At 70.8% G+C, this 26,990-nt stretch carries 22 protein-coding genes and 1 pseudogene; 8 read left to right on the top strand and 15 right to left on the bottom strand.

What is annotated here, in order from left to right:
* Positions 1-261 precede the first annotated feature (261 nt).
* The 3 genes from LHA35_RS24860 to LHA35_RS24870 form a co-directional block, all read right to left on the bottom strand.
* Entirely contained in the window at positions 262-1,164 is a 903-nt protein-coding gene (locus LHA35_RS24860; RefSeq protein ID WP_226613572.1) for an SMP-30/gluconolactonase/LRE family protein, read from the bottom strand.
* On the bottom strand, positions 1,161-2,126 hold the full coding sequence (locus LHA35_RS24865; protein WP_226613573.1) for a TIGR03885 family FMN-dependent LLM class oxidoreductase: 966 nt from the start codon (positions 2,124-2,126) through the stop codon (positions 1,161-1,163). Before LHA35_RS24865 ends, LHA35_RS24860 begins: the two co-directional genes overlap by 4 nt.
* A gap of 210 nt (positions 2,127-2,336) precedes the next feature.
* The gene (locus tag LHA35_RS24870) at positions 2,337-2,741 is read right to left on the bottom strand and encodes a response regulator (protein ID WP_226613575.1); all 405 of its coding nucleotides are present in this window, start codon (positions 2,739-2,741) and stop codon (positions 2,337-2,339) included.
* 605 nt (positions 2,742-3,346) lie between these two features.
* Here LHA35_RS24870 and LHA35_RS24875 point away from each other — a divergent pair.
* Positions 3,347-3,718: an SPW repeat domain-containing protein gene (locus LHA35_RS24875; protein WP_226613577.1), complete on the top strand. Its 372-nt coding sequence runs from the start codon at positions 3,347-3,349 to the stop codon at positions 3,716-3,718.
* A gap of 295 nt (positions 3,719-4,013) precedes the next feature.
* Here the strand turns inward: LHA35_RS24875 and LHA35_RS24880 are convergent, their stop codons facing one another.
* A complete protein-coding gene (locus tag LHA35_RS24880) occupies positions 4,014-5,045 on the bottom strand; it encodes an amino acid ABC transporter substrate-binding protein (protein ID WP_226613579.1) in 1,032 nt (343 codons plus the stop codon).
* Positions 5,046-5,454: 409 nt separating this feature from the next.
* Here LHA35_RS24880 and LHA35_RS24885 point away from each other — a divergent pair, with 409 nt between their 5' ends.
* Complete coding sequence (locus tag LHA35_RS24885) at positions 5,455-6,045, top strand: sigma-70 family RNA polymerase sigma factor (RefSeq protein ID WP_226613580.1); 591 nt, start codon at positions 5,455-5,457, stop codon at positions 6,043-6,045.
* 246 nt (positions 6,046-6,291) lie between these two features.
* Here the strand turns inward: LHA35_RS24885 and LHA35_RS24890 are convergent, their stop codons facing one another.
* From LHA35_RS24890 to LHA35_RS24900, 3 genes are all read right to left on the bottom strand, one after another.
* A complete protein-coding gene (locus LHA35_RS24890) occupies positions 6,292-7,038 on the bottom strand; it encodes a Crp/Fnr family transcriptional regulator (protein ID WP_226613582.1) in 747 nt (248 codons plus the stop codon).
* 173 nt (positions 7,039-7,211) lie between these two features.
* The gene (locus tag LHA35_RS24895; RefSeq protein WP_226613583.1) at positions 7,212-7,457 is read right to left on the bottom strand and encodes a DUF6894 family protein; all 246 of its coding nucleotides are present in this window, start codon (positions 7,455-7,457) and stop codon (positions 7,212-7,214) included.
* A gap of 161 nt (positions 7,458-7,618) precedes the next feature.
* Entirely contained in the window at positions 7,619-8,365 is a 747-nt protein-coding gene (locus LHA35_RS24900) for a Crp/Fnr family transcriptional regulator (protein WP_226613584.1), read from the bottom strand.
* Positions 8,366-8,698: 333 nt separating this feature from the next.
* Between LHA35_RS24900 and LHA35_RS24905 the strand changes: the two genes are divergently transcribed.
* Positions 8,699-9,118 (top strand): response regulator, encoded by a 420-nt coding sequence (locus LHA35_RS24905; RefSeq protein WP_226613585.1) that lies wholly within the window; start codon positions 8,699-8,701, stop codon positions 9,116-9,118.
* 859 nt (positions 9,119-9,977) lie between these two features.
* Here the strand turns inward: LHA35_RS24905 and LHA35_RS24910 are convergent.
* Both LHA35_RS24910 and LHA35_RS24915 read right to left on the bottom strand, forming a co-directional pair.
* Positions 9,978-10,676 carry a response regulator transcription factor gene (locus tag LHA35_RS24910; protein ID WP_226613586.1) on the bottom strand — a complete coding sequence of 233 codons (699 nt, stop codon included), beginning with the start codon at positions 10,674-10,676 and terminating at the stop codon, positions 9,978-9,980.
* A gap of 15 nt (positions 10,677-10,691) precedes the next feature.
* A complete protein-coding gene (locus tag LHA35_RS24915) occupies positions 10,692-13,781 on the bottom strand; it encodes a PAS domain S-box protein (protein WP_226613587.1) in 3,090 nt (1,029 codons plus the stop codon).
* A 398-nt stretch (positions 13,782-14,179) separates the two neighbouring features.
* Here LHA35_RS24915 and LHA35_RS24920 point away from each other — a divergent pair, with 398 nt between their 5' ends.
* Positions 14,180-14,734 carry a hypothetical protein gene (locus LHA35_RS24920; RefSeq protein ID WP_226613588.1) on the top strand — a complete coding sequence of 185 codons (555 nt, stop codon included), beginning with the start codon at positions 14,180-14,182 and terminating at the stop codon, positions 14,732-14,734.
* 108 nt (positions 14,735-14,842) lie between these two features.
* Positions 14,843-15,973: a CBS domain-containing protein gene (locus LHA35_RS24925; protein ID WP_226613590.1), complete on the top strand. Its 1,131-nt coding sequence runs from the start codon at positions 14,843-14,845 to the stop codon at positions 15,971-15,973.
* A gap of 793 nt (positions 15,974-16,766) precedes the next feature.
* Here LHA35_RS24925 and LHA35_RS24935 read toward each other — a convergent pair.
* Positions 16,767-16,957: pseudogene (locus LHA35_RS24935) on the bottom strand (IS1380 family transposase); the annotation flags it as partial.
* Between the two features lie 198 nt (positions 16,958-17,155).
* Here LHA35_RS24935 and LHA35_RS24940 point away from each other — a divergent pair.
* The 3 genes from LHA35_RS24940 (at position 17,156) to LHA35_RS24950 (ending at position 19,894) form a co-directional block, all read left to right on the top strand.
* On the top strand, positions 17,156-17,419 hold the full coding sequence (locus LHA35_RS24940) for a DUF4212 domain-containing protein (protein ID WP_226613592.1): 264 nt from the start codon (positions 17,156-17,158) through the stop codon (positions 17,417-17,419).
* Positions 17,420-17,434: 15 nt separating this feature from the next.
* On the top strand, positions 17,435-19,207 hold the full coding sequence (locus LHA35_RS24945; protein ID WP_226613593.1) for a sodium:solute symporter family protein: 1,773 nt from the start codon (positions 17,435-17,437) through the stop codon (positions 19,205-19,207).
* Between the two features lie 162 nt (positions 19,208-19,369).
* Positions 19,370-19,894 (top strand): hypothetical protein, encoded by a 525-nt coding sequence (locus LHA35_RS24950; protein WP_226613595.1) that lies wholly within the window; start codon positions 19,370-19,372, stop codon positions 19,892-19,894.
* Positions 19,895-20,114: 220 nt separating this feature from the next.
* Here the strand turns inward: LHA35_RS24950 and LHA35_RS24955 are convergent, their stop codons facing one another.
* From LHA35_RS24955 to LHA35_RS24975, 5 genes are read right to left on the bottom strand one after another with little or no spacing between them, the layout of a single operon-like run.
* The gene (locus LHA35_RS24955; protein ID WP_226613596.1) at positions 20,115-22,910 is read right to left on the bottom strand and encodes a sensor histidine kinase; all 2,796 of its coding nucleotides are present in this window, start codon (positions 22,908-22,910) and stop codon (positions 20,115-20,117) included.
* Complete coding sequence (locus LHA35_RS24960) at positions 22,910-23,185, bottom strand: hypothetical protein (RefSeq protein WP_226613598.1); 276 nt, start codon at positions 23,183-23,185, stop codon at positions 22,910-22,912. The genes LHA35_RS24955 and LHA35_RS24960 overlap by 1 nt, the downstream gene beginning before the upstream one ends.
* Positions 23,182-25,266 (bottom strand): 3'-5' exonuclease, encoded by a 2,085-nt coding sequence (locus tag LHA35_RS24965; RefSeq protein ID WP_226613600.1) that lies wholly within the window; start codon positions 25,264-25,266, stop codon positions 23,182-23,184. Before LHA35_RS24965 ends, LHA35_RS24960 begins: the two co-directional genes overlap by 4 nt.
* Before the next feature lie 34 nt (positions 25,267-25,300).
* Positions 25,301-25,675 carry a response regulator transcription factor gene (locus LHA35_RS24970; RefSeq protein ID WP_226613601.1) on the bottom strand — a complete coding sequence of 125 codons (375 nt, stop codon included), beginning with the start codon at positions 25,673-25,675 and terminating at the stop codon, positions 25,301-25,303.
* Between the two features lie 59 nt (positions 25,676-25,734).
* Positions 25,735-26,778 (bottom strand): DUF294 nucleotidyltransferase-like domain-containing protein, encoded by a 1,044-nt coding sequence (locus tag LHA35_RS24975; RefSeq protein ID WP_226613603.1) that lies wholly within the window; start codon positions 26,776-26,778, stop codon positions 25,735-25,737.
* Positions 26,779-26,990 lie beyond the last annotated feature (212 nt).

Genomic DNA, 26,990 nt, shown 5'->3' on the forward strand with positions numbered 1-26,990 from the left:
ACCAATCCTTGGCATCCGGCGGCAGCAGAAAAGCCTGGTCGCGGCTGAACGGAATGAACTGCGTCATGCCGAACAGACTCGCCGATCTCAGGCCCGTTGGGAATCCGACAGGCTGCTAGAGCAGATCGCCGGAGGCCGTGAACGACCGAAGGCGTGAATCTGCTCGAAAAAACAAGGAGCACCAGCGGATGAGCGTTCAGATATGAACGCAATCCGCTGTAGCCGGCGCCGGTCCACCGAACCCGTGGCGTCGCAGCCCGGTCAGCGCATCCGGTCCGGCCCGACCTCCTGGCCGAGCCGCACGCGCCCCGCTGGAAGGCCGGAGGTCGCGGTGTCGACCGCGAACAGGCCACCCTCCGGCGGCTCTCCTTCCGGCGCGCCTCCGGGGCGGCCCCGCCCGCCCGCCGTGGTGATGAAGAGCGTGCGCAGCCCCTCGCCACCGAAGGCGCAACTCGTCACCCTGGCCGCCGGCAAGGCGATGCTTTGCAGCCGCGCCCCGTCCGGGGCGAAGCGAGAGACGCGCCCGCCATCCCAATGCGCCACCCAGATGCAGCCCTCCGCATCCACGGTCATGCCGTCCGGGTAGCCCTCCTCCTCGGCGAAGCGAAGGAATTCCCGCCGGCGGACGGGCCGGCCATCCTCGATCTCCATGACGAAGACGCGGCGCGCCGGGCTGTCGGCCAGGTACAGCCGCCCGCCATCCGGGGAGAAGGCGGGGCCATTCGGCACGGTGAACGGCCCCTCCAGGCGCAGGCACCGCCCCGGCCGCTCCAGCCGGTGCAGGGCGCCCGATCCGGGCTGCTCGTCGATGCCCATGGTGCCGAACCAGAGCCGGCCCGCGCCATCCACCTTGCCGTCGTTGAGCCGGTGCGCCGCCGTGTGTCCCTCCGGCACCGCCAGGGGATCGATCCGGCCGGTGCGCGGCGCGCAGAGGAACAGGCCGGGCTGCAGGCCGAGGACCAGCCGCTCCGGGTCCTCCGTCAGCGCGACATGACCCGGCCGGTGCGGCAGGTGCCAGGAGGCGCGGTCCCGTCCGGCCGCGTCGGTGCGGTGCAGGCGGCGCCCCTCGATATCCACCCACCAGAGCCGCGCAAGGCGATCGTCCCAGAGCGCGCCCTCGCCCAGCCGGGCACCGGCCGCCCAGACCAGGCGCGCCCCGGTCACGGCCGCAGCGCCGGCAGCACGCGGGCGCCAAAGGCGTCGATGAACTCCTGCTGGTTGCGGCCGATCTGGTGCAGCTGGATCTCCTCGACACCCAGCGCGACCAGTTCCTGGAGCCGTGCGGCGTGCCAGCCGAGGTCGGCGGAGATCCAGACGGACCCGCGCATGTCCTCCGGCCGGACGAAGCGCGTCGCCGTGTCGAATTCCTCCGGCGTCCGGAGCTGCCAGTTCACCTCGCCGCCGAGGACATTGGTGCGCCACTGCTCATGCGCGCCGGCCAGCGCCTCCGCCTCGGTCGGCGCCCAGTTCAGCCCGACCTGCACCGCCACGCGCTTGCCCACGCCCCCGCCGCGGCGGAAGGCCTCGATCACCTTGCGCATTTGCGCCGGCGCGGCGGAGACCGTCAGCAGCCCGTCCGCCCAGGCGCCGACCTGCTCCGCCGTTGCCTCCGTCACCGCCGCGCCGAGCAGCGGTGGCGGCCGTTCCGGGCGGCTGTAGAGCTTTGCCTCCACCACCGTGACGCGGCCGCGATGCGTCACCGCCTCGCCGGCCAGCAGGGCGCGGATGACCTCGGCGCATTCGCGCAGCCGCGCGTTGCGCTCGGCCTTCTCCGGCCAGGCCAGGCCGGTGATGTCCTCGTTCAGCCGCTGGCCGCTGCCGAGCGCCAGCCAAAAGCGGCCGGGGAACATCTCCGCCAGCGTCGCCGCGCCCTGGGCGATGATGGCGGGGTGGTAGCGGTAGCCGGGGGCGGAGATGACGCCCATCGGCAGGCTTGTGGTCGCCATGGCCGCGCCGAGCCAGGACCAGGCGAAGCCCGAATGCCCCTGCGCCGTGCCCCAGGGGCGGAAATGGTCCGATGACATGGCGGCATCGAAGCCTGCCGCCTCCGCGGCGCGCACGAGGCGCAGCAGTTCGGAGGGCGGGAATTGCTCGTGCGAGGCATGGAAGCCGATGCGTGGTGCCAAGGCTCTGGTCCGGATGGGGGAGGGGGGCAGGGAACCCGCCCGCAGGGGCGCGGTTGCGCCGTGCCGCGGGCAGCCGACGGTCTCGGGGTCGGTCTGCACGACGTTCCGGGACACCATCGCAGGTGCCTGTCGGCAGCCTGCCTCCGGACCATTGCGTCGGGCCGGTGGCCTGCGCGATGCGACCTCTGGCGATCGTCGCTCCGGCCGCGCTCACCGGCCGGCCACCAGGCCCTCGACGGCGGCGACCAGCGCGTGGGGACCAAACGGCTTGGCCAGGACCAGCGCGGCCGGATGCGCACCCCGATCGCAGTTCTCGCCATAGCCGGTGCTGAAGACGAAAGGCACGTCGAGGCTGGCGAGACGGTCGGCCTCTGGCGAGACCGCGAGGCCCTGGAGGTTGATGTCCAGCACGGCGGCATCCAGTCGGCCCTCATGCTGCGCGCGATTGATCAGCTCCAATGCCTCGCCGACCGAGGCAGCGGGACCAACAACCTCCGCACCGGCATCGACAAGGCCGTACCCGACCACCAGGGCGACCAGCGCCTCGTCCTCGACGATGAAGATCCGGCGGCCCCGCAGCATGGCCGGCAGGCAAGGGGCAGGTCGATTGTGCATGGGCCTGCCTTCCTGAACCCTGCTGGCGATCCGAGTGGCGCCAGGGTGACCGGGAAGGTCGCCGCCAGACCGCTCGCGCCGGTCATCGCCTGCAGGGATGAGTCTGTCTGTCCAGTTCCGTACACCTCAAACCCGGTGCGATGCGCCGGCGCCAGGGATCCGGCCTGGGCCCGAGCGGGTCTCGGGCAGCGCGCCTCAGCGGCGGCGGGCACTGTCTGTGGGTTGGGAGCGCGGCCGCTGTGCAGCGCGCTCTCAGGTCATCGGAGAACGAGGCCCGATGCCGATGAGCGGCAAGCTTTCCTGCCGGCAGGGACATCGCCGCCCGGCGACGCGGGAGACAGTGCAAGCGGCCGGGCGGCAGCACAGGTCGGGCGCGTTTCGCGGGGTTCGCAGGCGACACGCCTGGACGCCCCGCGCCCGGTTTCGCTCAGCCCGGCCCTGGTCGCAGGAAGTTCCGCCGTGACGGGAAATACCCGGCTGAGCTTGCGTGGCCATCATCGGAACGCCGCACGACACAGCCCTGGCGGCAAGAGTGACGGAGGCCGGGCGACCTCGCCTCGCCGCTCCCGGCCGTCGAGGGCAGCCAGCATGAAAAGGGTCCAGCAATGCGCTTCGTCCCCACCCGGGTGCACGGTGTCATCGACTACATCTACGCGCTGCTGCTGATCGGCGCGCCCTACGTGCTGGACTTCTCGGGCGGCGGTGCGCCGCAATGGGCGTTCTGGCTGCTCGGCTTCGGCGTCATCGGCCTGGCCCTGCTGACCAGGTTCGAACTCGGGGTGATCCGCCTGGTCCCGATGCCGGTCCATCTCGGGATCGATGTGCTTGCTGGCTTGCTGCTGGCCGCCTCGCCCTGGCTGCTCGGCTTCGCCGACCGCGTCTGGGCACCGCATCTCGTCTTCGGCCTGCTGGAAGCCGGCCTCGCCCTGGTCACCCGGACTGCGCCGGAGGACCAGCCTGCCCGCCAAGCGGCCTGAGGCGGGTCACGACGCGAAGGGCGGCCCGCGCCGGACTGCCGGTCGCGCGGCCAGCCCGATCGGCAGCGCGCTGAAGGCAGGCCGGCGCGCCGGGCCGCCGGCCAGGGCGCAGCGAGAGGAGGCGCTGCTGCCTGCCTGACCTGGCATGGCCTGCGCGCAACCCTGTCGCCGGGATGACCCGCGGCCGGGCGCCTGCGCCACCGGCCCCGTGCCGAATGGTTCAGGGCATTCGCGGCCTTCGCACGGACATGCCCGGCAGCCGCGACGCCCAGGACGCGCCTTGCCCGGCTGCCCCTCATCGGAGGGGTGGCGCGTAGTGCAGCCCGCCACGGGTCCAGAGCTCGTTGGGGCCGCGCGGTACGCCGAGCGGCGTGATGTTGCGCTCCCACAGCTCACCGAAATTGCCGACCTGCGCCACGATGCGGGCTGCCCAGTCATTCTCCAGCCCCATCGCGCGGCCGAGGTCGCCGGTGCGGCCCAGGAAGCGCTGGACATCAGGGTTCGGGCTGGACGCGAACTGGTCGATGTTCTGCCTAGTGACCCCCAGCTCCTCGGCGGCCAGCAGGGCAAAGTGGCTCCAGCGCACCGCCTGGAACCAGCGCCAGTCGCCTTGACGCACTGCCGGCCCGAGCGGCTCCTTCGAGATGATCTCCGGCATGATGGCAAGGCTGTCCGCCTTCGGGCCCTGTGCGGCGCGGAAGGCGGCCAGGGTGGAGGCGTCGCCGGTGAAGGCATCGCAGCGGCCGGCGAGGAAGGCGCCGCGCAACTCCTCGGTGCCCTCGATCAGCACCGGGCTGAACGTCATGCCGTGCGTGCGGAAGTAGTCCGCCAGGTTCTGCTCGGTCGTGGTGCCCGGGTGCACGCAGATGGTGGCGCCGTCGAGCTGGCGGGCGGAGGAGACGCCGAGATCCTTGCGCACCATGAAGCCCTGGCCATCGTAGAAGTTCACGCCGGCGAAGACCAGGCCGAGCGAGGCCTCCCGGCCCAGGGTCCAGGTGGTGTTGCGGACCAGCAGGTCCACCTCGCCCGACTGCAGCATGGTGAAGCGCTGCTGGGTGGAGGAAGGCACGAAGCGCACCTTCTCCGCATCGCCCAGCACCGCCGCCGCGACGGCGCGGCAGTAGTCCACATCCAGGCCACGCCAGACGCCTTGCGCATCGGGGATGGAGAAGCCGGGATCGGATGGCGCGACGCCGCAGGCGAGGACGCCGCGGGCGCGCACCGTGCCGAGCGTGTCCGCCGCGGGCTGGGCCGGCGCGGCAGGTGCCGCCAGGACACCGAGCGCGAAGGCGCCCAGCATGACGAGGGTGGGGGCGGGACGTCGCATGACCTGGCTCCGATGCCGAGATGGGCCGCCGCGCGGCCAGGGACGTGCAACGCGGGACGCCCGGTCACGTGACAAGTCTTTCTTCACCCGCGCGCGGCGGCGGCCCTGCGGCCGGGTCGGTTCACCCGGCTCCGGATGGCCGTCCGGCGCAGGCCAAGGCGCACTGCCGGAAGCGGCTGCCGCGGACATGCCAGGTTCACGGTGCTGGGAACCCGGCAGGCGCGGTACGTAACCGCGCCAACAGCCGCCGGGATACCTGCCCTGGTTGCGGTTCCGTGAGCGGCCGCGAGCATGATCGGGCCGACGCATCTTTTCGCCGTCCCCGGGCCGGGCAGCACCACCGGCACCCGGTGGACCACCGGACAAGCCGACCGACCGCAACAGACCTATCGCGGCTCAGGAGTAATCGATGACGGGTGACTTCCACGCAGACCTCGTCGCCTTCCTGCCGAAGCTGCGCATCCAGGCGCTTGCGCTGACGCGCAACCGGGCTGCGGCAGATGATCTCGTTCAGGACGCGGCGATGAACGCGCTCGCCGCGCAGCACAGCTTCACGCCAGGTACCAACTTCCGCGCCTGGATGTACCGGATCCTGCGCAACCGCTTCATCAGCGGCCTGCGGAAGCGCCGCGAGATCATGGACATCGATGATGCGCCGCCGGCATCCCTTGCGGTGCAGGCCGGGCACGAGGATCGCCTTGCCTTGCAAGAATTGCAGCGGGCGCTGGGCGAATTGCAGCCCATCCAGCGGGAGGCGCTGTTCATGGTCGTGCTGCAGGGCATGTCCTACGAGGAGGTCGGCGAGGCCACCGGCTGCGCCGTGGGCACCGCGAAAAGCCGCGTCTTCCGTGCGCGGCAGCATCTGGCAGCACGCCTGCTCGGCGAGACGAACCCGGCCCCCGGGGCGGAAGGCAGCGGGGAACAGGGCGGGGCGGCGGTGCAGCGCTTCCTGCGCGCCGGAGCGCAGGAGGTCAGGCGAACCAACCGCAGTGGGCCCTGAGCGCCGCGGCCGCGCGCGGCATCCGTCCTGCAATCAATGATCTGCGGCGGATGGGCGTTCAGTTCCGAACGCAATCCGCTGTAGCGCGCCGGGCGATGCCGTGGCACCCGCAGGAGGCGACCCCGAAACCGGCCCGCGCGGAGCGAATGAGGCCGCCTTCTGCAGCCTGCCTGCCGCGGCCCACGCCTGAACAAGGCCGGTGGGGACCGCGCGCGGCCGTGCCGCGGCCGCCTGGCGGGCAGGGCCTCAGTGGCAGCGGAGGCTCTGCACCCTCGGATTCGACCCGAGCAGATGATCGAGGGCACGCCGGGCGACGCCGTAGCACTCGCAGGCGGCCGCCTCCAGGCCGGGCCGGTCGGTGACCTCGATGCGGCCCCGCTCGTAGTGGATCAGGCCCGCCCTCTGGAGCTGGCTCGCCGCGACGGTGATCCCGGCGCGGCGCACGCCCAGCATCATGGCGAGGAGCTCATGGGTCATCGCGAAGGCGCCACCTTCGGCCCGGTCGCGCGCCACCAGCAGCCAGCGCGCGAGGCGCTGGTCGGTGTGGTGGCGCCCGTTGCAGGCCGCCGTGCGCACCACCTGCCTGTGCTGAAACAGGGCAGAGCGGAGCAGGAGGCTGCGGAAGGCGGGTGTGTGGTCGAGTTCCGCGCGGAATGCCGCTGCGTCCATGCGCAGGGCGGTGCCGGGGTTCTGCACCATGGCTTCGCAATCGTCGCTGTCGTCCCCGAGCAGGATCGGCATCCCGACGATCCCTTCGTTGCCGACGGCCGCGACCTCGATGACGTCGCCGTCCTTCAGATAGGCCAGCATGGAAACATAGCCGGTCTCGGGGAAGTAGATGGCCGTGATCGGCTTGCCCGGTGCGGAGAGGACCTCGCGCAACGTGAGTGGGACGGCTTCGAGCCGGGGCCGGAGCCGGGCGAGGTCTTCAGGCGGCAGGGCCGCGAGCAGGCGGTTGCGGGGAGCGGATGTGGCGTGGTCGAAGAGGGCCATCATGGGCTCCCATGCGACAAGATGTCGGCGGGAGCACAAGCCTCTCTCGGCCGCCCGCGCCGGAGGGTGTCAGCGGGCGATGAACCTTATCTGGTGCCGCGCGCCACCCAATGCAAGTATCGTACAGTCCTCAACCGCCCGTCCTGTCATCCGGGCAATTTCCCCCACCGGTTCTAATCATTCCACTCCACGTCCAGTGAGAGTGTTGCCGTGAAGATCAGCTTTCCCGCCCCATCCCGTACACGGGCGGTGATCTTGTTCTTGTCTTTGCCCCTGCCCGGCAGGCTGCGGGCCATTTCGGTCAGCAGCATCACGGCATCTTCCCGGGCGGCCTTGCCGTCGGCGAACACCTGCCCCTCGTCATCACGGGCAAGGATGCCGCCGTCGCGTATCTCGTAGTAGAACCGGGACCCTGGCATACGACATCCGCCTGCGATGGGACTGTACCGGGAGGGACAACGCCACTGTCCCCGCCCCCGGCGGCGCCCCGCCTGCAATTCCAGGCGAATTGCGTGGTGATCGACACTGATCGAATTTTCACGGAGGCCCGGCGGGGACCGGACCTCCGGCGAGGGCGGCTTCAGCGCCAGTAGGGCCTGGTGGCTCCCGCCGGTGGCCCGAGCAGGCGGTCAGAGGCGCGGCGGGCGATGCCGTAGCACTCGCAGGAGGCAGCCTCGAGGCCGGGCCGGTCGGTGATCTCGATCCGGCCCCGCTCGTAGCGGATGAAGCCCGCCTTCTGCAGCGTGCCCGCGGCCACGGTGATCCCGGCGCGGCGCACCCCCAGCATCATGGACAGGAATTCGTGGGTCATCGGGAACCCGTCGCCCTCGACCCGGTCGTGCGCCATCAGCAGCCAGCGCGCGAGGCGCTGGTCGATGTTGTGGCGTCCGTTGCAGGCCCCCGTCCGCGCCACCTGCTCGAAATGCGCGAGCGTGTAGCGGTGCAGGATGGAGCGGAAGGACGGAATGCGGTCCACCTCCTCGCGGAACGCCCCCGCCTCCATCCGCAGCGCGGTGCCGGGCACCTGCACCATGGTCTCGAAGCTGTCGCGGTCGCCCTCGAGCAGGATGGACAGCCCGATCATGCCCTCGGGGCCCATGAGGCCGATCTCGGCGCTGTCGCCGTCATCCATGGGGGCGAGGCGGGAGACGTAGCCGCTCTCCGGGAAGTAGACGGCGGTGACCGGCTCCTCCGGCGCGTGCAGGATCTGGCGCAGCGCGAGTTCGGCCGGCTGGAGCCGTGGCCAGAGCCGGGCGAGATCCCCGGGCGGCAGGGCCGCGAGCAGGCGGTTGCGGGGTGCGGGGGGGAATTGACCGGGAAGGACCAAGAATAGCTCCTGCAACGGGCTGTCGGCGGGAGCACTGGCGCGTCTCTCAGCCGCCCGCGCCGGAAAGGTCGCGGCGGGCGATGTGCCGCATATGGTGGCATGAGGCGCCGGGTGTCAGCGCGGAAGCGCACGGACCGGGGGAAAAACCGCCCGCGGCTGAATTCTGCCCGCACCGGCGGGGTGGCCAGTGATGTGCCCTGGGCAGGCACTGCCGGCCTTGGGGAACGACATCGCGAGCCGTGGCGGGTCTTGTACATTTCCGTACGCACCAGGGCGCCGCCCGCACGTTGGTAGCCCACCCTCAGGTTGCTTTCAGAGGGTGGAGGCGCGGCGATGCGGATCCTGGTGGTTGAGGACGAGGCGCTGATCGCCCTGATGCTGACGGAGAGCCTGGAGCGTGCGGGGCACGAGGTGATGGGGCCGGCCGCGACCCTGGACGAGGCCCTGGCCCTGTGCGAGCCGGCGCCGCCGGAGCTGGCGTTGCTGGATGTCGACCTCCAGGACGGCAGCAACGGCGTGGACGTGGCGCGGGCCCTCTTCGAGCGATGGGGCGTGCTGTCGATCTTCGCCAGCGGACAGCTCATGGAGGCGCGGCGGGTGAGGGACATCGCGCTGGGCTATATCCGCAAGCCCTACGAGGCCGAGACGGTGCTGCGCAGTGTCGAGATGGCGCGCGAGATGCTGGACGGCCACCAGCCCCGGGAGGTGCCGGCGGGGTTCGAGTTGTTTTCCGGCGGTGGTCGCCCGGCCTGAATCGCAGGCAGGCTCGGGAGCCCGGATCACCGTTGCCGCCCGTGGTGAGGGAGGGGCCACGCAGGACCCGCCAGGTGCTGAAGCCGCAGCTCGGCCGCCTGAACTGGCGCGGAGCGCCGGCGGGGCGAACGGCGCGTTGCCGATGGCGCATTCGAGGCGCGGCCGCCTGGTCCGCGATATCGGCCACAGGATCGCGGGCCAGGCCGCCCTGCCCCATCGCCCGGCTGCTGCGGCAATGGCGCGAGGACCGCGGCCGCGGCACGCCATGCTCGCTGCACGCGCCGGAGGTGGAGCGCATCGGCAAGGGCAAGGCGCAGGCCCGCTGCGAGTCCGGCGCGCAGGTCTCGCGCGCCACCACCAATGCCGTCGCGCCCGCGCCCCGGAATCCATGCGGGTCACGCACGACTACGCATTTACGTAGTTATACGCAATTGGCCTCCAGCAATCCCTGATCCACAGTCCTGCGCGGTGGGGGGGGAGCAGGACAGTACCTGCCTTTGTCGCTGCTCCATTCCTGCCGCCTGTGTGACGTACGTTGAGGGAAACTGTACAGCCATCCGGCCAGTAGGGTCCGGATGGCTTTTTTCTCAGCAGGCTTGCCGAGCGGCCAGCCCGCACTCAGTCGGGATATCATCTCGCCCCCCCCCGTGCGCGCACGGCTTGCCCGGCCGCTGAACATCGTCGGGATGCGAAATCCGATGGGCCAGCCGGCGCTGCCGAGCGGTGCGCCGCAGGCGCAGGGCATGAGGGCGGCTTCGGGTCGAGACAGGCAGGCTTGACCCACCCTGCGGTCCAGGGCCCGCCCCCGGGGCGGCCGGTCGCCTGAAAGCCATCTTTCTCGGGGGCGACGCAGACGCGGTCAGCTGCTGCCGTTCGCGGCGCGTGCCCCGAGCTCGGCCTGCACCGCAAGCCGGACCGCCTCGGCGACGCTGCCCACCCCGAGCCGCGCCATCAGCCGCGCCCGGTGGACCTCGACCGTACGCGGGCTGAGACCAAGCTCGTTCGCGATGGCCTTATTCGGCTTCCCGGCCATCAGCCGCTCCAGCACCTCGCGCTCGCGCGGCGACAGCGCGGCGATCCGTGCGGCGGCCTCGGCGACGGCAGGATCGGCCAGGCCGGCGGCCCAGGGCGGTGAGCCCCGCAGCGCCAGCGCCTCCTTGAGGATCGCCAGCAGGCCCTCATCGTCGAACGGCTTCTCGATAAAGTCGAACGCGCCCGCCCGCATCGCCTCGACCGCGGTGGGGACGTCGCCATGCGCGGTCATGACGACGACCGGGCGCCGGAAGCCCCGCGCCCTGAGCCGGCGCAGCAGCTCCACGCCGTCCAGATCCGGCATCCGTATGTCCGTCAGGACGCACCCGATATCCTCGCCGAGGCCGGGAACCGCGTCGAGAAAAGCGATGCCGGAGGCGTAGGTCTCGACGGGGATGCCAGCCGATCTGAGCAGCATGGCCAATCCGCGGCGGACCGGCTCGTCATCGTCGATCACGTGCACCCTAGGGCTGCCGCTTTCGGGGGCGGTCGGCCGCTCCTGCCGCAGGGGCTCGTCCTCGGTCATCTCGCTTGCTCCCCGCTACATGTCCGCCTCCTCCGGGGGCGCCACCGGTAGGGTGAAGCGAAAGACGGTGCCGCCGCCAGGATTGGGCTCCGCCCAGAGCCGTCCGCCATGGGCCTCGACGATCGAGCGGCAGATCGGCAGGCCCATGCCCATGCCGCTCGGCTTGGTCGACACGAATGCCTCGAAGATGCGGCCGGCGATGTCGGGCGCGAGGCCCGGACCGGTGTCGGCGACGGTGATCTCCACCAGCTCGGGGCCGGCGGACGCCGCCGCGATCACCAGCGCGCGGCGGCATGATGGCCCCCTGCCGTCTCCCGGGGCCATTGCCTCGAATGCGTTGCGGATCAGGTTGAACAGCACCTGCTGGATCTGGATCCGGTCGACGACCACCGGGGGCAGCGCGGCGGCCAGGCGGTGCTCGACCTGGATGCCGCGCTCCCTTGCGCCCACCAGCGCCAGGGTGCCTGCCTCCTCGATCAGCGCGCGCAGATCTTCCAATCGCTTGTCGGCCTCGTCCCGGGCGACGAAATCGCGCAGGCGCCTGACAATCTGCCCAGCCCGCAATGCCTGCTCGGCGGCGAGGTCCATCGCCTCGCGCAGCGCCGTTCCCATGTCTCCCGGGCTCTTGAGGGAAGAGGCGCCGAGCAGGCGCTGGGCTGCCCTGAGGGCGCTCGTGGCCGCGGTCAGGGGCTGGTTCAGCTCATGCGCCAGCGCCGATGCCATCTCGCCCGCCGCGCTGAGGCGGGAGACGTGCAGCAGTTCCGCCTGCAACTCCTGCAGCTGCGCTTCCGTTTCCTGGCGTTCGGTGATGTCCACGGTCACCCCGAGCATGCGGCCCGGAAAGCCGTCTGCCTGGGGAATGCGGCGCCCGCGCGCGATCATCCAGCAGGTTTCCCGCTGCCCGTCAGGACGGCGGCGGTAGGCGCGAAAGAGGCACTCATAGGTCTCACCCGTCGCCAGCGCCTTCTCCAGCGCGGTCTTGAGCTTGGCATGGTCTCCCGGGTGAACGATCTCGGCGAGGAGGCGGGCGTAGGTCATCGGGCCGTCGCGCGCCGGGTCGAGACCGAAGAGCGCGTACTTCTCGGGCATCCAGAGATTCTCGCCGGTTCCCGGGTCCCACTCCCAGGTCCCGATGCCCGTCACCTCCTGTGCCAGACGCAGGCGTGCCTCGCTCTCGCGCAGCGCCGCCTCGGTCCGCTTGCGATCGGTGACGTCGCGCAGCACGCCATGAAGGCGGACCACCTGCCCGTCCGGCCCGCGCTGAGACCGGCCATGCAGTTCGAGCCAGCGTATCGCGCCGTCGCCGGCGCGCCGGATGCGGCATTCGATCTGCTCGCTGGTCTCCCTCTCGGCGGCTGCCGCATAGGCGCGCTCCACGAGCGGCCGGTCCTCCGGCAGCACGTGGTCCAGGAAGGCCGCGTAGCTCCATTCCGGCAGTGGCGTGCCATACCCGAAGATCGCATCGTGGAAGGAGGCACGCAGCACGGCTCCGGTTGCGATATCGAGTTCCCAGAAGGCGTGCCGGCCTGCCTCCAGCGCCAGGTGCAGCCGTGCCTCGCTTTCGGCCAGTGCCGCTTCAGCCGCCTTCCGCTCCGTCAGGTCCACCAGCACGTTCACCCCGCCGAGGAGCGCGCCCTCGCTGTCGCGCAGGGGCGTCGGGAAGGCGGCAAAGGGGACGCGGGTGCCGTCCGGCCGCTCCGCCACGGCTTCCTCGCCGCGGATGGGCCGGTTCTCGCGGAGCGCCAGGGCCATGGGACAGTCATCATGCCGCAGTGGCGTCCCGTCCGGGCGGTAAAGGCGCCAGCTGCCGCACCACTGTGCATCATCCAGCGGGGGACGCCAGCCCCAGAGGGCAACGGCCGCGTCGTTGTAGAAGGTGAGTTGCCCGACTGTGTCGGTGGTGTAGACGGCCACCGCCAGCGCCTCGATCAGCCCGCGCTGCGCCGCCTCGGCGCGGCGCCGATCGTCGATATCTATGCCGACGCCGATCCAGCGCTCGACCCGCCCGTCCGGATCGCGCAGGGGTGCACCCCTGACGAGGAACCAGCGGCAGGCCTTGTCGGCAGCGCGGCTGAGACGGAACTCGGTCTCGTAGGCATCGCCGCTGGCAAGTGCGTTGCTCCAGGCCGCCAGCGTCCGCTCGCGGTCCTCCGGATGCAGCGCCGCGATCCAGGCCTCGACAGTGACCTGGTCTGCCGCGAGGCCGAGGAAGTCGGCGCAGTGCTGATTGACATAGGTGAGGCGCCCGCAGGCATCTGCGACCCACACCATCTGCGGCGAGATGTCGAAGAGCGCACGGAAGCGTGCCTCGCTCTCCCGCAGCACCGCGTTGGCAGCCGCCAGCTCGGCCGTGCGCGCCGCCACGTCGCACTCGAGCCGCGCATTAGCCTCGGCCAACGCCTCCGCCATGATCTGCGGTTCGGCCCGCTTCTCCAAGGCTGCCCTGTTGGCATGGAACTCCACGGTCAGGGCGTCGCGCTCGCAGGCGAGGGGCACAGTTGCACCGCGCGAGCCGCTAGCCAGCGCCTCGGCGGGCCTGTCCGCCTCCTTGCTCGAGGCCCTGAGCGTGCCCGCCACCGGCTCGCGCCGGTGCAGGCCTGCGGCCATGTCGTCCATGGCGGTGCTCGCCAGATCCGCCAGCGCCTGTTCCTCAATCGCGGTCCAGGCGCGCGGCTGGTGGTCGATGACACAGAGCGCGCCGATGGCGCGGCCGCCCGGCAGCGCGAGCGGCACGGCGAGAAGGGCGGCAATACCCAGGTCCTCGGCCACTTCCTTGCTCCGCACGCGCGGGTCCTCGCGCATGTCGGTCACCAACAGCGGGAGCCCCGCCCGCATGGCCGAGCGCAAGGACTGCCGCAGCGGCGTGCCGCGGAGGCTGGCCCAAGGCTCAGGCAGGCCCTGGGCGGCTGGGAGGAACTGCCCGCTGGCCTCCAGCAGGACGGTGGCCACCGGCGTGCGCAGCAGCCGCCGGGCGAGTCGGGTCAGGCGATTGAACCGCTCCTCGGCCGGAGTGGTGGGCACCTCCGTCGCGCCGACCGTGGAAAGGCGCGGCCCAGCCACTGCATCCTGGGCTGTGAGGCGCTGGTCTACGGTGGCATCGGTCATGCCGGACTGTTCCGTGTGTGCCAAGACATGCAACGCTGGTGCCGATCGGTCGGCTATTGGGCCTGTGTTCCTTGGCACCGGGCAAGGTGGGCATCACGCGCCTCGACGTCACCCTCGCGCGGGGCGCCGTCGCACAAGCGCACTGTTCGACCACCGCGGCAGCCAGAACCGAACCCGCTTCGCCGCATCCTGGGCAGAACCGGCGACGTGCCGGCTGGCGAGGTCACCCCGGCGAAGTCACGAGGGCGGTCCGCACCTGACACTGCGAAGGTTGATGCGGAACCGAAGGCTTGCGTGGTCAGGAAGCTGACGTTGCGATCCCGGGACTTACGTAATTTCACGGAATGGCAGCACGCAGGCGGCGTGGCAAATGTCCACGCCCAGCCAAGGCGCGAGTGATGGTGCGCCACATGGATCCTTCGTCGGGTCAGGGAAGGATCTCCGAAAAGGAACAGGGAATGGACGTACAGGCTGACCGCCAGGCGCAGCTGGTGGCAGATACCATGCCGACCGTTGCTGCGGGCACCGCTGCGCGCGGCGGCTCCGGTGAGACACCGGACGTGATCCGCGCAACCCACGCAACATCGTGTGAAGGCCTGGCAATCGCGCCGCAGGTCCGCGACGGCGGCGTAGCCCTTGCCGGTATGACCTACCTGCTAGCTGGTGACGCAGGGGCTCAGGCTTGGTTGCATGTGGGTGCTCGCTTGCTCCTGCGCCAGCGGCCGCACAGTGCGGACGGCGTGGGAAAGCTCCCGCGCCCCATCGAGGTCCAAGCGCCGGACGGACGCCGGATTGGCCAACTGCCACCGGACGACGCCCAAACGGTCGGGGAATTCCTGGATGCTGGCCTGTCCGCCACCGCGCGCGTGGCGGCCGTCGTGCCTGCATTCCGGCGCGAGCGCGTGCAGCTCGCCATCGAGATCCGGCGGACCGCCGGCGATCCGGGCCTCTGAGAGCAACTCAACCCGGCCACGACGCCCGGCGATCCGGTGGCGGGTACGGTGCAGGTAGAGCCCGCGCGCATCCCCGCCTTTGTGGCCCAGGAGAAGGAAGGTTCCAGTATGTCGGATACGAAGAGGCAGCAGAATGGGCCGGGCAGCCTGGATGAGGTGGCGCGCCGCAGCAGCGCGGCCGCGGCCTCGACCGCGCAGGCGGCAGGCGATGCGCTGCGGCACAGCGGGGCATCGGGCGGCCAGGCCGTGCAGCAGGGCGGCCGCATCGCCACCGAAGCGGTGCGCCGCGCCAGTGAGGCCGGGACCGAGACAGCCCAGCGGACCAGCGACGTTGCCGCGGAGGTCGCACAGCGCGGCACCTGGCAAGCGGCCGAGGCGCAGCAGCGCTTCGTCGAGGATGCCGTCAACCAGCTCAAGGAAGCCGGGCAGAAGCTGGCCGAGGCGGTGCAGCAGAGTGCGGAGGACGTGCGCGTGTTGCTGCCGCAGCCCAATGTCGCGGCCGGCGGGCTGCGGGAGATGCAGCAGGCCCTGACCGGTCTCATCGAGGGCACGACCCGTACCAACCTGCACATTGCCCAGGAGCTGTTCCGCCTCGCCAACCCGGGCGCCATCATCGAGCTGCAGCGGCGCTTCGCGCGGGAGTACCTCGACACGATGGTCGAGGGTCAGGCCAAGCTGCTGCGGGCGGCCCGCCACTCCGCCGAGCAGGCGCTGCGCCCGATCGAGCTGCAGCTCGAGCAGCGCCGGCGCGGACGGCAGCAGGCTGACCGGACGGGCCAATCGCGGCCCGCGGGCCGGGTGGCCGAGGTGATGAGCCGCGAGGTGCGGACCGCCAGCCCGGAGGACACGGTGCAGCAGGCCACGCGCCTCATGCGCGACGAGGATACCGGCGTGCTGCCGGTGGGCGAGAACGACCGCCTGGTCGGCATGGTGACCGACCGGGACATCGCCCTCCGCCTGGTCGCGGAGGGCAAGGACCCGGCCCGCACCCGGGTGCGCGAGGTGATGACGCCCGAGGTCCGCTATGTCTTCGAGGACGAGAGCCTGCACCGGGCGGTGGAGACCATGGCCGAGCAGCAGGTGCGGCGGCTGCCGGTGCTGAACCGCGACAAGCGGCTGGTGGGCATCGTCTCGCTCGGTGACCTGGCGACGGGGGGCCAGACCCCGCGGCTGGCCGGCCGTGCCCTGACCGGCGTCACCCGGGAAGCCGGACTGCACGACCAGGTCGCGGCAGAGTAGCCGCACCCAGGCCGGAGGTTGGGCGGCCAGGCATCGAAGCGCCCGGCAGGTCCGCCAGGGCGGGGCGCGACCTCAGGCAGGCTCGGCGGCGGACCGGCTGGTGCCCAGGCCGCGCCGGGCGGGCCTGGGCGGTAGGCGCGCCCAGGATCGCGGCCGCTGCCCCGACGTCCTGGGTGGGCGTGCGGGAGGGAGGGCAACCAGGGCCTACAGCGGATTGCGTTCAAAACTGAACGCCAATCCGCTGCAGGCTACTGTCCGTAGAGCAGATTCACGCTGCGGGGCGTTCACGCCCCTCCGCGATCTGCTCTAGCCACACAGGCTTCCGGCCAGGCGGCGGGGTTGCAGGAAGGCCCGGGAAGCCGCTGCCCTTCCCGAGATTCGGGAGCCGGGATTCGGCCGCGCCGGCCCGGGTCTGCCAGTCCCGCCCGCTGTAGCCGTGCGCTGGTTCACCCGATCGGGGCTGCGCTCGCCATGGGCCGCAAAGGCCATCCGCCCCCAATTCCATCGGCCGCTGGGCGGCAGGCCTGTCATCCCGCGCAGGAGATCGACGTCCGAGGGCGTTCCCAGCCCCCTGCGCGGCACCACCGTCTCATCGACCATCATGGTGGCTCCCGTTGACCGCCTTCGGCGCTCAACCGGGCTGAAGGGCCCCAACAACCGAACCCTGCCAAGGAGACCTGTAATGGCCGCCGCACGGGGCGCTCCGCGCCGTGCTCCGAGGCTCCTGCGCCGCTACCGGGGACACCACCAGTGCAGGATCGCGGCGATGCCGTGTCGGACGCGTCCCCGGGGGGGGGCGGCGGGGGGCGTCAATGCAGGCGGCAAGCCGCTCAGCAAGACCACGAGCCGCTGCTCGACCTCGCGTAAGGCCAGCAGGCCACCATCCCGGGATAACTGCCCATCATCGATGCGGGCGATCAGCGGCGTGCCGACGACCGGTGACAAGATCGGTAGCGGCAGCGTAGGTTCAACCTTGGTGGGCATGGTCTCCGAGGATGGCTGGATTTGCGGGTCGCATCCAAATCCCGTGGCCGCTCGGCGGTCCGCTCCATGCCCGCCAGCCCTCGTGCATAAAGCGGGCCGACTGCCGGGTTCAGGTCAGGTTCCATCAGGAGGAAGGTCAGCACGCCACAGTCGCGCCACAACGTCCAGCCGAATGACAACAAAACAGAGAGGGACAAGATGAGCGGAAACACAAGTTCACCGGATGACTATTGGAAGGCGAACCTTCGGCTCGTCCGACTTTGCCTGATCATATGGGCACTGGCGTCCTTCGGGCTGGGCATCCTGCTCCGGCCGCTCCTCTCCGGCATCGCGATCGGCGGGACAGACCTCGGGTTCTGGTTCGCGCAGCAGGGCTCCATCCTGGTCTTCCTCGTGCTGATCTTCTTCTACGCGGTGCGGATGAACGCGATCGACCGCAAGTTCGGCGTCGACGAGCAGTAAGGGGGCGTGCAAGCAATGGGACAGCAGGCGCTTACCTACCTCGTCGTCGGCGCGACCTTCGCGCTTTATCTCGGCATCGCCTTCTGGGCACGCGCCGGGTCCACGGGCGAGTTCTACACTGCCGGCGGCGGCGTGCCGCCGGTGACCAACGGCATGGCGACCGCGGCCGACTGGATGTCGGCCGCCTCCTTCATCTCCATGGCCGGCCTCATCGCCTTCGTCGGCTATGACAACTCCACCTACCTGATGGGCTGGACCGGCGGCTACGTGCTGCTGGCCATGCTGCTCGCGCCCTATCTGCGCAAATTCGGCAAGTTCACGGTGCCCGAGTTCATTGGCGACCGGTTCTACTCGCAGACCGCGCGCCTCGTCGGCGTGATCTGCCTGATCGTCATCTCCGTCACCTACGTCATCGGGCAGATGACCGGCGTCGGCGTGACCTTCGCGCGCTTCCTGCAGGTGTCCACCACCACCGGCCTCTTCATCGGTTCTGCGGTCGTGTTCTTCTACGCCGTGCTCGGCGGCATGAAGGGCATCACCTACACGCAGGTGGCGCAGTATGTGGTGCTGATCACGGCCTACACCATCCCGGCGATCTTCATTTCGCTGCAGCTTACCGGCAACCCGGTGCCGCCGCTCGGGCTGTTCGCCGACACCGAAGGCGGGGTGCCGCTGCTGCAGCGCCTCGACCAGGTGGTGACGGATCTGGGTTTCGGCGCCTACACCGCTCATCGCGACAACACCTTCAACATGGCGCTGTTCACGATGTCCCTGATGATCGGCACGGCCGGCCTGCCGCACGTCATCATCCGCTTCTTCACCGTGCCGAAGGTGTCCGATGCCCGCTGGTCCGCGGGCTGGGCGTTGGTCTTCATCGCCCTGCTCTACCTCACCGCGCCGGCGGTCGGCGCGATGGCGCGGCTCAACCTGATTGACACCGTCTGGCCGGGCGGCGCCGGGCAGCCCGCCGGGGCGCTGGTCTACGAGCAGCGGCCCGACTGGATGCGCACCTGGGAGCAGACCGGCCTTATCCGCTTCCAGGACCGGAACAACGATGGCCGCATCCAGTACTACAACGACCGGAACCCCGCCTTCGCCGACCAGGCCCGGCAGAACGGGTGGCAGGGGAACGAGCTGACGGTGAACGCCGACATCCTCGTGCTCGCAAACCCCGAGATCGCCAACCTGCCGGCCTGGGTGATCGCCCTGGTCGCAGCCGGCGGCCTCGCCGCCGCGCTGTCCACCGCGGCGGGACTGTTGCTCGCAATCTCGTCGGCGATCTCGCACGACCTGATCAAGAGCGCGCTCAAGCCCGACATATCCGAACGCGGGGAATTGCTCGCAGCGCGGATCTCCATGGCCGCAGCGATTGTCTTCGCCACCTATCTCGGGCTCAATCCACCGGGCTTCGCAGCGCAGACTGTGGCACTGGCCTTCGGGTTGGCCGCCGCGACAATCTTCCCCGTGCTGATGATGGGCATCTTCTCGAAGCGCATCAACAGCACGGGCGCGATCGCCGGCATGCTGGCGGGGCTGCTGTTCACAACCATCTACATCTTTGTCTACAAGGGGTGGTTCTTCATCCCCGGCACCAACCAGTTCCCGGATACCGCGGCCTACTGGGTGTTCGGCATCTCCCCGACCTCGGTCGGCACCATCGGCGCGCTCCTGAACTTCGGCGTCGCCTTCGCCGTCTCGCGCGCGACGCAGCCGCCGCCGGTGGAGATCCAGGAAATGGTGGAGAGCATCCGCATCCCGCGCGGCGCGGGGACGGCCGTCGGCCACTGACGGCATACAACGGGGAAGGGACGCCGCCAGGCGCCCCTTCCCCACAGCCGGCCGGTGAAGGGCATGGCCGCCCTCGCCCGCCCAAGGGGCCGCGGCGCGGCCCTGATCCCCGTACCGGCGGCGCACCGACCCGGCGTGCCGCCGCCCCCCGCCGGAGACGTGATGCTCTTTCAGCTTCTCGGTACGGTGGTGCTCGGCGTCGCCGCAGCGGGTGTCCTGCTGGTCGCCTATCGCACCCTCGGCCGGCGCGCGCCGCGCTGGATCCTGCCGGTCGCCGCCGGCGCCGCCATGCTCGGCTTCCATATCTGGAGCGAATACACGTGGTTCCGGCGGACCGCAGCGGCGCTGCCGCCACCGCTGACGGTCGCCATGGCGCCTGCCAGCACCAGCATCATCCAGCCCTGGACCCTGGTGGTGCCGCGCGTCGAGCGCTTCGCCGCCATCGACCCGCGCGCAATCCGCTGGAACGAGCGCGCGCCGGGCCTTCGGATGGTCGAGGTGTTCCTCATCGCCCGCTACATGCCGACCTTCACCACGCTGCAGCTTTTTGACTGCGCCACACCCCGGCGGGCCGATGTGCCGCGCGACCTCGCCTTGGACCCCGGGGACATGCCGCAGGGCGCGGTATGGGTCGAACTCGACCCCGCTGACCCGCTGCGGCGTGCGGTCTGTGCCGCACCGTTATAGGCGGGCGGGGCGGCAGCGGGCCGCATCCGGTCCCACCCGGCGCAATCCGCTGGCGCCCCGGGCCTGATGGTCGGGCCCAGGCGGGCGCCTCCTGCCTCCGGAGCGGCCTGCGGCCCCGTCCTGCGGCTGGCCGCCCGGCTGTGGTCCCCTCGCGCCCGGTCGCCTCGCGGGACCGGCGGCAATGCCCCCCGGACCAGGATCGCAGCAGGAGTCGCAGCGGTTAACGGGGCCCGGCGCCGCCCGCCGCCATCGCGGAGGAGCTGCCGCCGTCACGGCTCTGCGCCGGCTGCGCCACCGGCAACATGAAGCGGAAGGCCGCGCCCTCGCCCGGCCGACTTTCGGCCCAGATCCGGCCGCCGAGATGCTCGACGATGCGCCGGCAAATGGTGAGGCCGAGGCCGGTGCCGGCAGGTCGGTCCGTCATCGCCTTGCCGGACTGGCGGAACTTGTCGAAGATCGCCTCCAGCTCCGCTGCCGGGATGCCGGGGCCATTGTCGCGGACCGACACCTCGATCCAGCCCGGCTCCAGGCGAAGGGACACCTCGACGCGGCCGGTCCCAGCAGGGGAGAATTTCGCGGCATTCGAGAGAAGGTTGACGAGCACCTGCATGAGCCGGTCGTGGTCGCCCTGCACGGGCGGTATCTCCGGCGGGATCCGCACCTCCAAGGCCACGCCCTTGTCGCGGAAGAGCTGGCCGGTGGAGGCCACGGCCTCCTCGATCACCGCCGCGGGGTCAACGCGCCTGACCTGCCACTCGACCGCGCCGGCCTCGATCTTCGCCATGTCGAGGAGCTGGTTGATCAACCGCGTCAGCCGCTCGCTCTCCTTGATGATGAGGCCGAGGAATTCCTGGCGCTGCGCCAGCTCCAGCTCGGGGTTGTCATGCAGGATCTCCGACAGCGACCGCACGGCGGTGAGCGGCGTGCGCAGCTCGTGCGTGACGGTCGAGAGGAAATCGTCCTTGAGCTGGTCGAGCTCGCGCAGCCGGTCGTTCATGGCCCGCAACGCCGCCGAGGCCGCCTCGAGCTCGGCCGATTTCTGCTCCAGCCGGCGGCTGTACTCGATGACCTGCGATGCCTCGTCCAGCATGCGCATGAGGTCGGGCGGCCCGATGCCGCCGCCCTGGGACAACGAGGCAAGCGCCACGCGCGCCGAGGTCGCGCCGATCACGCCGGTCAGCAGCCGCTCGGCGAAGAGGAGCAGTTCGGCATCCGCGGGGCGGTCGGGATCGAGGCCGATGCCCCGCTCCGCCGCGAATTCGGTCAGCGCCGCCTCGGCGCGCTCGGGGCCGAGCAGCCGGCGCAGCAGGCGGGCCAGTTCGCCGGTGGCGAGCGCGGCGTCACCCCAGCCGGTCCGGGTTCGGGGCTTGTCGTCCTCCGCCTGGAAGGCCTCGACGAAGGGGATCGCCTGGGCGCGCTCGCCCGGCCCGGCTCGGTCGAAGATGGAAACGCCGACGAAGAGTCCGATATTGGCGAGGCCGCTCCAGAACAGCGCATGGGTGAGCGGGTCGAGCCCCTCGAGGCCGAGCAGCGCATAGGGCCGGAGCAGCGTGATGCCCCAGGGGCCGTCCAGGATGAAGCCCTGCGGCAGCCAGCCCGAGCGTGCGAAGGAGGGCAGCAACAGCGTGTAGCCCCAGACAAAGGTGCCCGCGACGAGGCCCGAGATGGCCCCGCGCCGCGTCGCGCCGGCCCAGTAGAGGCCCCCGATCAGGGCGGGCGCGAATTGCGCGACGCCGGCGAAGGAGATGAGCCCGATGGCAACCAGGGCATAGGCACCGCCGGCGAGGCGGAAATAGGTGTAGCCGAGCAGCAGGATCGCCACGATCGCGATGCGGCGGATCGCCAGCACGGGCAGCCGCGGTTCGCCGTTCTGGCCCTGTTCGGCTGAGGCCAGGCGCCGCCGCAGCAGGCTCGGGATCACCAGGTTGTTGGAGACCATGGTGCTCACCGCGATCGTCTCCACCACGATCATGCCGGCTGCCGCCGAGAGCCCGCCGATGAAGACCAGCAGCGCCAGCCATGTCCAGCCATGGACCAGCGGCAGGGCGAGGACGACCATGTCGCGATCGGTGCCCTGGCCCGGCAGCAGCAGGAGGCCGGCGAGCGCAACCGGCAGCACGAACAGGTTGATCAGCAGCAGGTAGAGCGGGAACAGCCACATGGCCCGCGGCAGTTGCCGCTCATCGGTGTTCTCCACGACCAGGAGCTGGAATTGCCGCGGCAGGCAGATGATCGCCAGCAGCGCCAGGATGGTGGTGGTCACCCAGCCTCCATCTTCCAGCACGGGCGCCGCCGTGAGCAAGCGCGCGATGTCCGGCATGGCGCGGGCCCTGGCGAAGAGGTCGCCGAAGCCCTCGAAGAGGACGAAGACGACGAAGCCGCCGAGGGCCAGGAAGGCCGCCAGCTTGACCACGGATTCGAAGGCGACCGCGATCACCACACCCGGGTGGTGCTCGGCCGCGTCGATCTGCCGCGCCCCGAACAGGATGGTGAAGGCGGCCATCAGCAAGGTCGTGTGGAAAGCGGTGTCGAGCAGGAGCGGGCGCGGCCCTTCGGTGGACCCGGCGACGCCCGTGAGCAACTCGAAGCTGACGGAGACCGCCTTCAGCTGCAGCGCGATGTAGGGGATGATGACGACGACCGCGAGCGCCGCCACCAGCCCGCCCAGCGCGTGGCTGCGGCCATAGCGCGCCGCGATGAAATCCGCGATGGAGGTGATGCGCTGGGTCTTTGCGACCAGGACAATCTTGCGCAGCAGCACGAGGCCGAGCGTCATCGCCAGCGTCGGCCCGAGATAGATCGGCAGGAAGCCGAGGCCGATCGAGGCCGCGCGGCCGACGCTGCCATAGAAGGTCCAGGTCGTGCAGAACACGGCCAGCGACAGCGCATAGACCGTGGCGCCGCTGCCGAGGCCGCCGCCGGCGGCGCCCCGGGGCCGCCGGTCGCCCCACCAGGCGATTGCGAAGAGCAGCAGGAGGTAGCCCAGCGCAACGCCGACCAGGGCCCAGGCCGGCATCAGGCCTCGTCCTGCCCGCCGGCGCCGTCCCTGGCGCGCGGCAGGCGGTTCCCGCCCCGGCGCTCGGTGTGCAGGGCGACCAGCAGGATCACCGCAGCCCAGGCGCCGAACAGATAGAGATAGAGCGGCGGCCAGCCCGGCCCCTCGCCGGCCTCACCGCCGAAGATGCGCAGCAACCAGGGGCTGAAGAGGACGGCGGCGAGCAGGCAGAGCGCGACCAGCCGGTCGGCATCGCCCGGGGCCTCGCGCGCGGGCGCCTGCTCCTGCGGGGTCACAGCCCGTGGCCCCGGGCCCGCAACTCGACCTGCATGTTCGAGCGGCGGATGGCGTCGTCGAGCGTGACGATGCCGCGCGCCTTCAGCATCCCGACCAGGCGGAGGAAGATCGCCGCCGTCGCTATCGCGTCGCCCAGCGCGGAGTGGCGGCCATGGATCGGGACGCCGAGGCGCTCGGCGATGCCATCCAGCGCATGCGTGCCCTCGTCGCCCTTTAGGTAGCGCGACAGGATCATGGTATCGAGGACGGCGTTGTCGAACCGCGTGCCGGCCGCCGCCTCCGCCATGCGCAGGAATTTCAGGTCGAACGCGGCGTTGTGGGCGACCAGCACGGCGTCGTCGACGAAGGCCTTGAAGGCCGGGAGCACGGCCGCCACCGGTGGACAGTCACGCACCATGTCGTCAGTGATCCCGTGGAAGCGGGTGGAGGCGGCCGGGATCCGGCGTCCGGGATTGACCAGCGCGTCGAAGGTTTCGCCCGTCAGGATGCGGCCGTTGACGATGCGCACCCCGGCGATCGAGATGAGCTGGTCGCCGCCGGACGGGTTGAGGCCCGTGGTCTCCGTATCGAACACCACGTAGCTGAGCTGGTCGAGCGCCGTGCGCCCCAGCGCGCCCGTGGCGAGCGGCTGGTGCAGGAGGTCGAAATCGAAGAACTCCGGCCGCGAGGCGAGGATGGCGGGTGCGGCGGAGCGCGGCGGCCGGGCGGGTGCGGGCAGCGGCATGCGCAGCCGCGCGCGGCCCTCGCCGGCTGCCTCGCTCCAGAGGTCACTGTGGTGGCGCTGCAGCACATCCCCGACGGTTAGCCCCCCGAGCGCACCCTCCAGCGCATCCTCCGACCAGGCCGACAGCGCGTCTGCGGGGACAGGCCTGCCTGCCCAGGAAAGGTCGAGATAGACCCGGGACGGTCCCACATCCGCCGACAGTTCGAAGGCCGCAACCTCGACCTGGCGGCCAACCCGCTCGATCAGGCGGCCGAACAGGATGACCAGGCTGTGGCTGTCACCGTGCAGCCATTGCGGCTGGCCGGTCGCGGTGACGGTGCGGCCGCCGCGTGCGGCCCGGAAGGCGACCAGGCCGATCAGGTCGGCAGAGTCGATATCGGCCATCGGCCAGATGCGGCCGGCGATCCCGCGGTATTCCGCAGCGATGGCTTCCAGCCGCGCCGAGAGCCCCTCCGCCTGGTCGCGGATCACGCGCTCGAATTCGGCTCGGCTGTCCTGCGGCAGGTCGGGATGGTCGACGAGGGTCTCGGCGGCCGCGCGCAGATTCGCCACGGGTTGGCGCAGCCCTTCCGTCGCCTCGCGCAGCAGCGTATCGCAGCGCCCGAGCATCGCCAACTCGGCCGTTGCGTCGGAGAAGGTAAGCACATAGCCGGTGACCTGTTCGCCCGTCACCACCAGCCCCATGCGGCCACGGAGCAGCGTGTGGCCCTCGGCGGGCGCGGTCAGGACCTCCGCGTGCCGCTCCTCGGCCTGCCCTGCGGCGCCGTCCTGGCTGAAGGGCCGGCGAAGCCGGTCCAGCGCGTGCAGCACCGGCTCGGGGGCGACGAATTGCAGCAGGTTGCGGCCCAGGCCAAGCCCGCCGCGCAGCCCGAGCAGCGACAGGGCGCCGCGGTTGTAGAGCAGGACCTGATGCTCGAGGTTGCAGACGAGGACACCGTCATGCAGGTCGTTCAGGATCGCGGCCAGGCGGCTCTTCTGCTCCTCGACCCGCAGCGTGGACTGCGCCACCGCCTCCTCGACCCGGCGGCGGGCCTGGAGGAGCTTCTCGCCGATCTCATTCACCGCCTCCGGCAGGGGGGCCAGGGCGGCGAAGCGCTCGGCCGGGATCCGCGCCTCCGCGGTGCCGTGCGCGACTACCCGCGCCTCGCCCGCCAGCGCCGCCAGGCGCCGCAGCACCTGGCTGTCCACCACCTTCCAGGCCGCGGAAAGCGTGCCGATCAGGATGGCGGCGACCAGCCCGGCGGCGGTGCCGGGAATCGTCTCGCCGAACAGGACGACCGTGAGCCCGGCCAGGCAGCCGCCGAGGACGCCGAGGAGGAGGAACGCTCCCGCGACCCGGCCGTGGCCTCCGGTCACCGCCCCGGCCTCCGTCCCGCCTGCCGGCAGGCCCTCATGTCGCGGGCCCGAGCCGCCGACGCACCGTCTCGACCAATTCGCGCGTCGAGAAGGGCTTGGTGACGTAGTCGCTGGCGCCGAGCGCCATGCCCTTCTCGCGGTCGATGTCGCGGCCCTTGGCGGTCAGCATGATGATCGGCACCTCGCGCCAGCGCGGCTCCTGCCGCAGGCGCTGGCAGACGTCGTAGCCGCTGTGCGCCGGCATCATGGCATCGAGGATCACGAGGTCCGGCACGGCCTCCTCGACCGCCTGCAGCACCTCCTCGCCGTTGCGGGCGACCCGGACGGTGTAGCCCGCCTTCTGCAGCAGGAACTGGAGCGAGAGAAGGATGCTCGGCTCGTCGTCCGCCACCAGGATCGTCTGGCTCATGGTGTCTTGCCACTCCTCCCTTGCCTTGCTCCCTGCTCTTCGGCAGCGACCTTCCCGGTTCAGAGGTAGCCGTGCCGGTACCGTGCCGCCATGGCGGATTGCATCGTCCGGACCAGGACGAAGGCGGCCCGCAGCCGCTTCCGCTCGGCGCCGGACAGCGTATCGAGCCGGACGTGATTATCCGGCCTCTTCCCCTCGCTTGCCATCCTGACCTGGTGCCGGAGGCGCAGCGTGCCGATGAGCTCCAGCGCCTCCCCCAGCTCGCGCGCGCCGTTCGAGCTGAGGACACCCGCCGCGCCCAGCGCTTCCAGACGCTCGAAGGTGTTGACCGCCGCGATCCCGGCCGACAGCGCGTGCACGCGCGACAGCTCGACGATCGGGGTCACGCCCCGGATCTTCAGGTCCATCGTCCCGTCATGCTCGCCGCCACGGGCCAGGCGGAAATTGCGGAAGAATCCTATGGGTGGTTGCCGGCTCATCGCGTTCCTTGCCAGATAGGCGAGGAAGATCGTGTTCCGGCGCGTCTTGTCCAGCACGAAGCCGTGCAGGCTCTCGAACAGCGAGGCGGTGCCGGCGATGGTTCGGAAGTCGAAGAACACGGAGGCCAGCATCAGCGCCTTGGGCTCCGGCTGCTCGATCCACTCCCGGAAATAGCCCTGCCAGACCGAGAGCGGCTGGCACCAGCGCTCCGTCATCGCCATCATCTCGCCGGGACAGTGGACATAGCCGCAGGCGTGCAGCCCGTTACAGACATGCGCGCTGAGCGCCGCGAAATAAGCGCGGTGCGCCCCCCCCTCCTCGAAGGCGTCGTCGAGCACGATGCCGTTGTCCTGGTCGGATCCGGCGGTCAGCTCCCGGCGCCCCTGCGACCCGGCGGCAAGCCAGGCGTAGGGCACCGGTGGGGGGCCGAGCCTGTCTTCCGCCTGGCCGAGCAGCCGGGTGGTCACCGCGTCCGCGATGTCAGACACGGCATGCCCGATCATGCGCGTGCTCTGCCCTTCGCCCAGCATGCGGCGCATCAGCCCAGGGACGCGGGCGACGATTTGGCTCACGTCGTCGGCCGTCGCGCAGGCCTGGAGATCATGCTGCGCCAGACTCTCCATGACGTCGTCTCCCGCCAGATCGGATGCGGCGCGGAGGGGACCCGCGCCAGGAGTCAGGCATAGCCTAGCTCAAACGACGCCTGAGTGGGTCCCTGTTGATTGCCACTGAGAGCTGACCCGGTTTGGGGTTAAGTTGCCACTGAGAGTTGACCCATGTTCGGACGCTAGCCTCGGGCCTTTGGTCGGGGGCGGTGGGAGTGTTGGACATGGCG

The sequence above is a fragment of the Roseicella aerolata genome (genome assembly GCF_020523605.1).
Taxonomy (GTDB): Bacteria; Pseudomonadota; Alphaproteobacteria; order Acetobacterales; family Acetobacteraceae; genus Paracraurococcus; species Paracraurococcus aerolatus.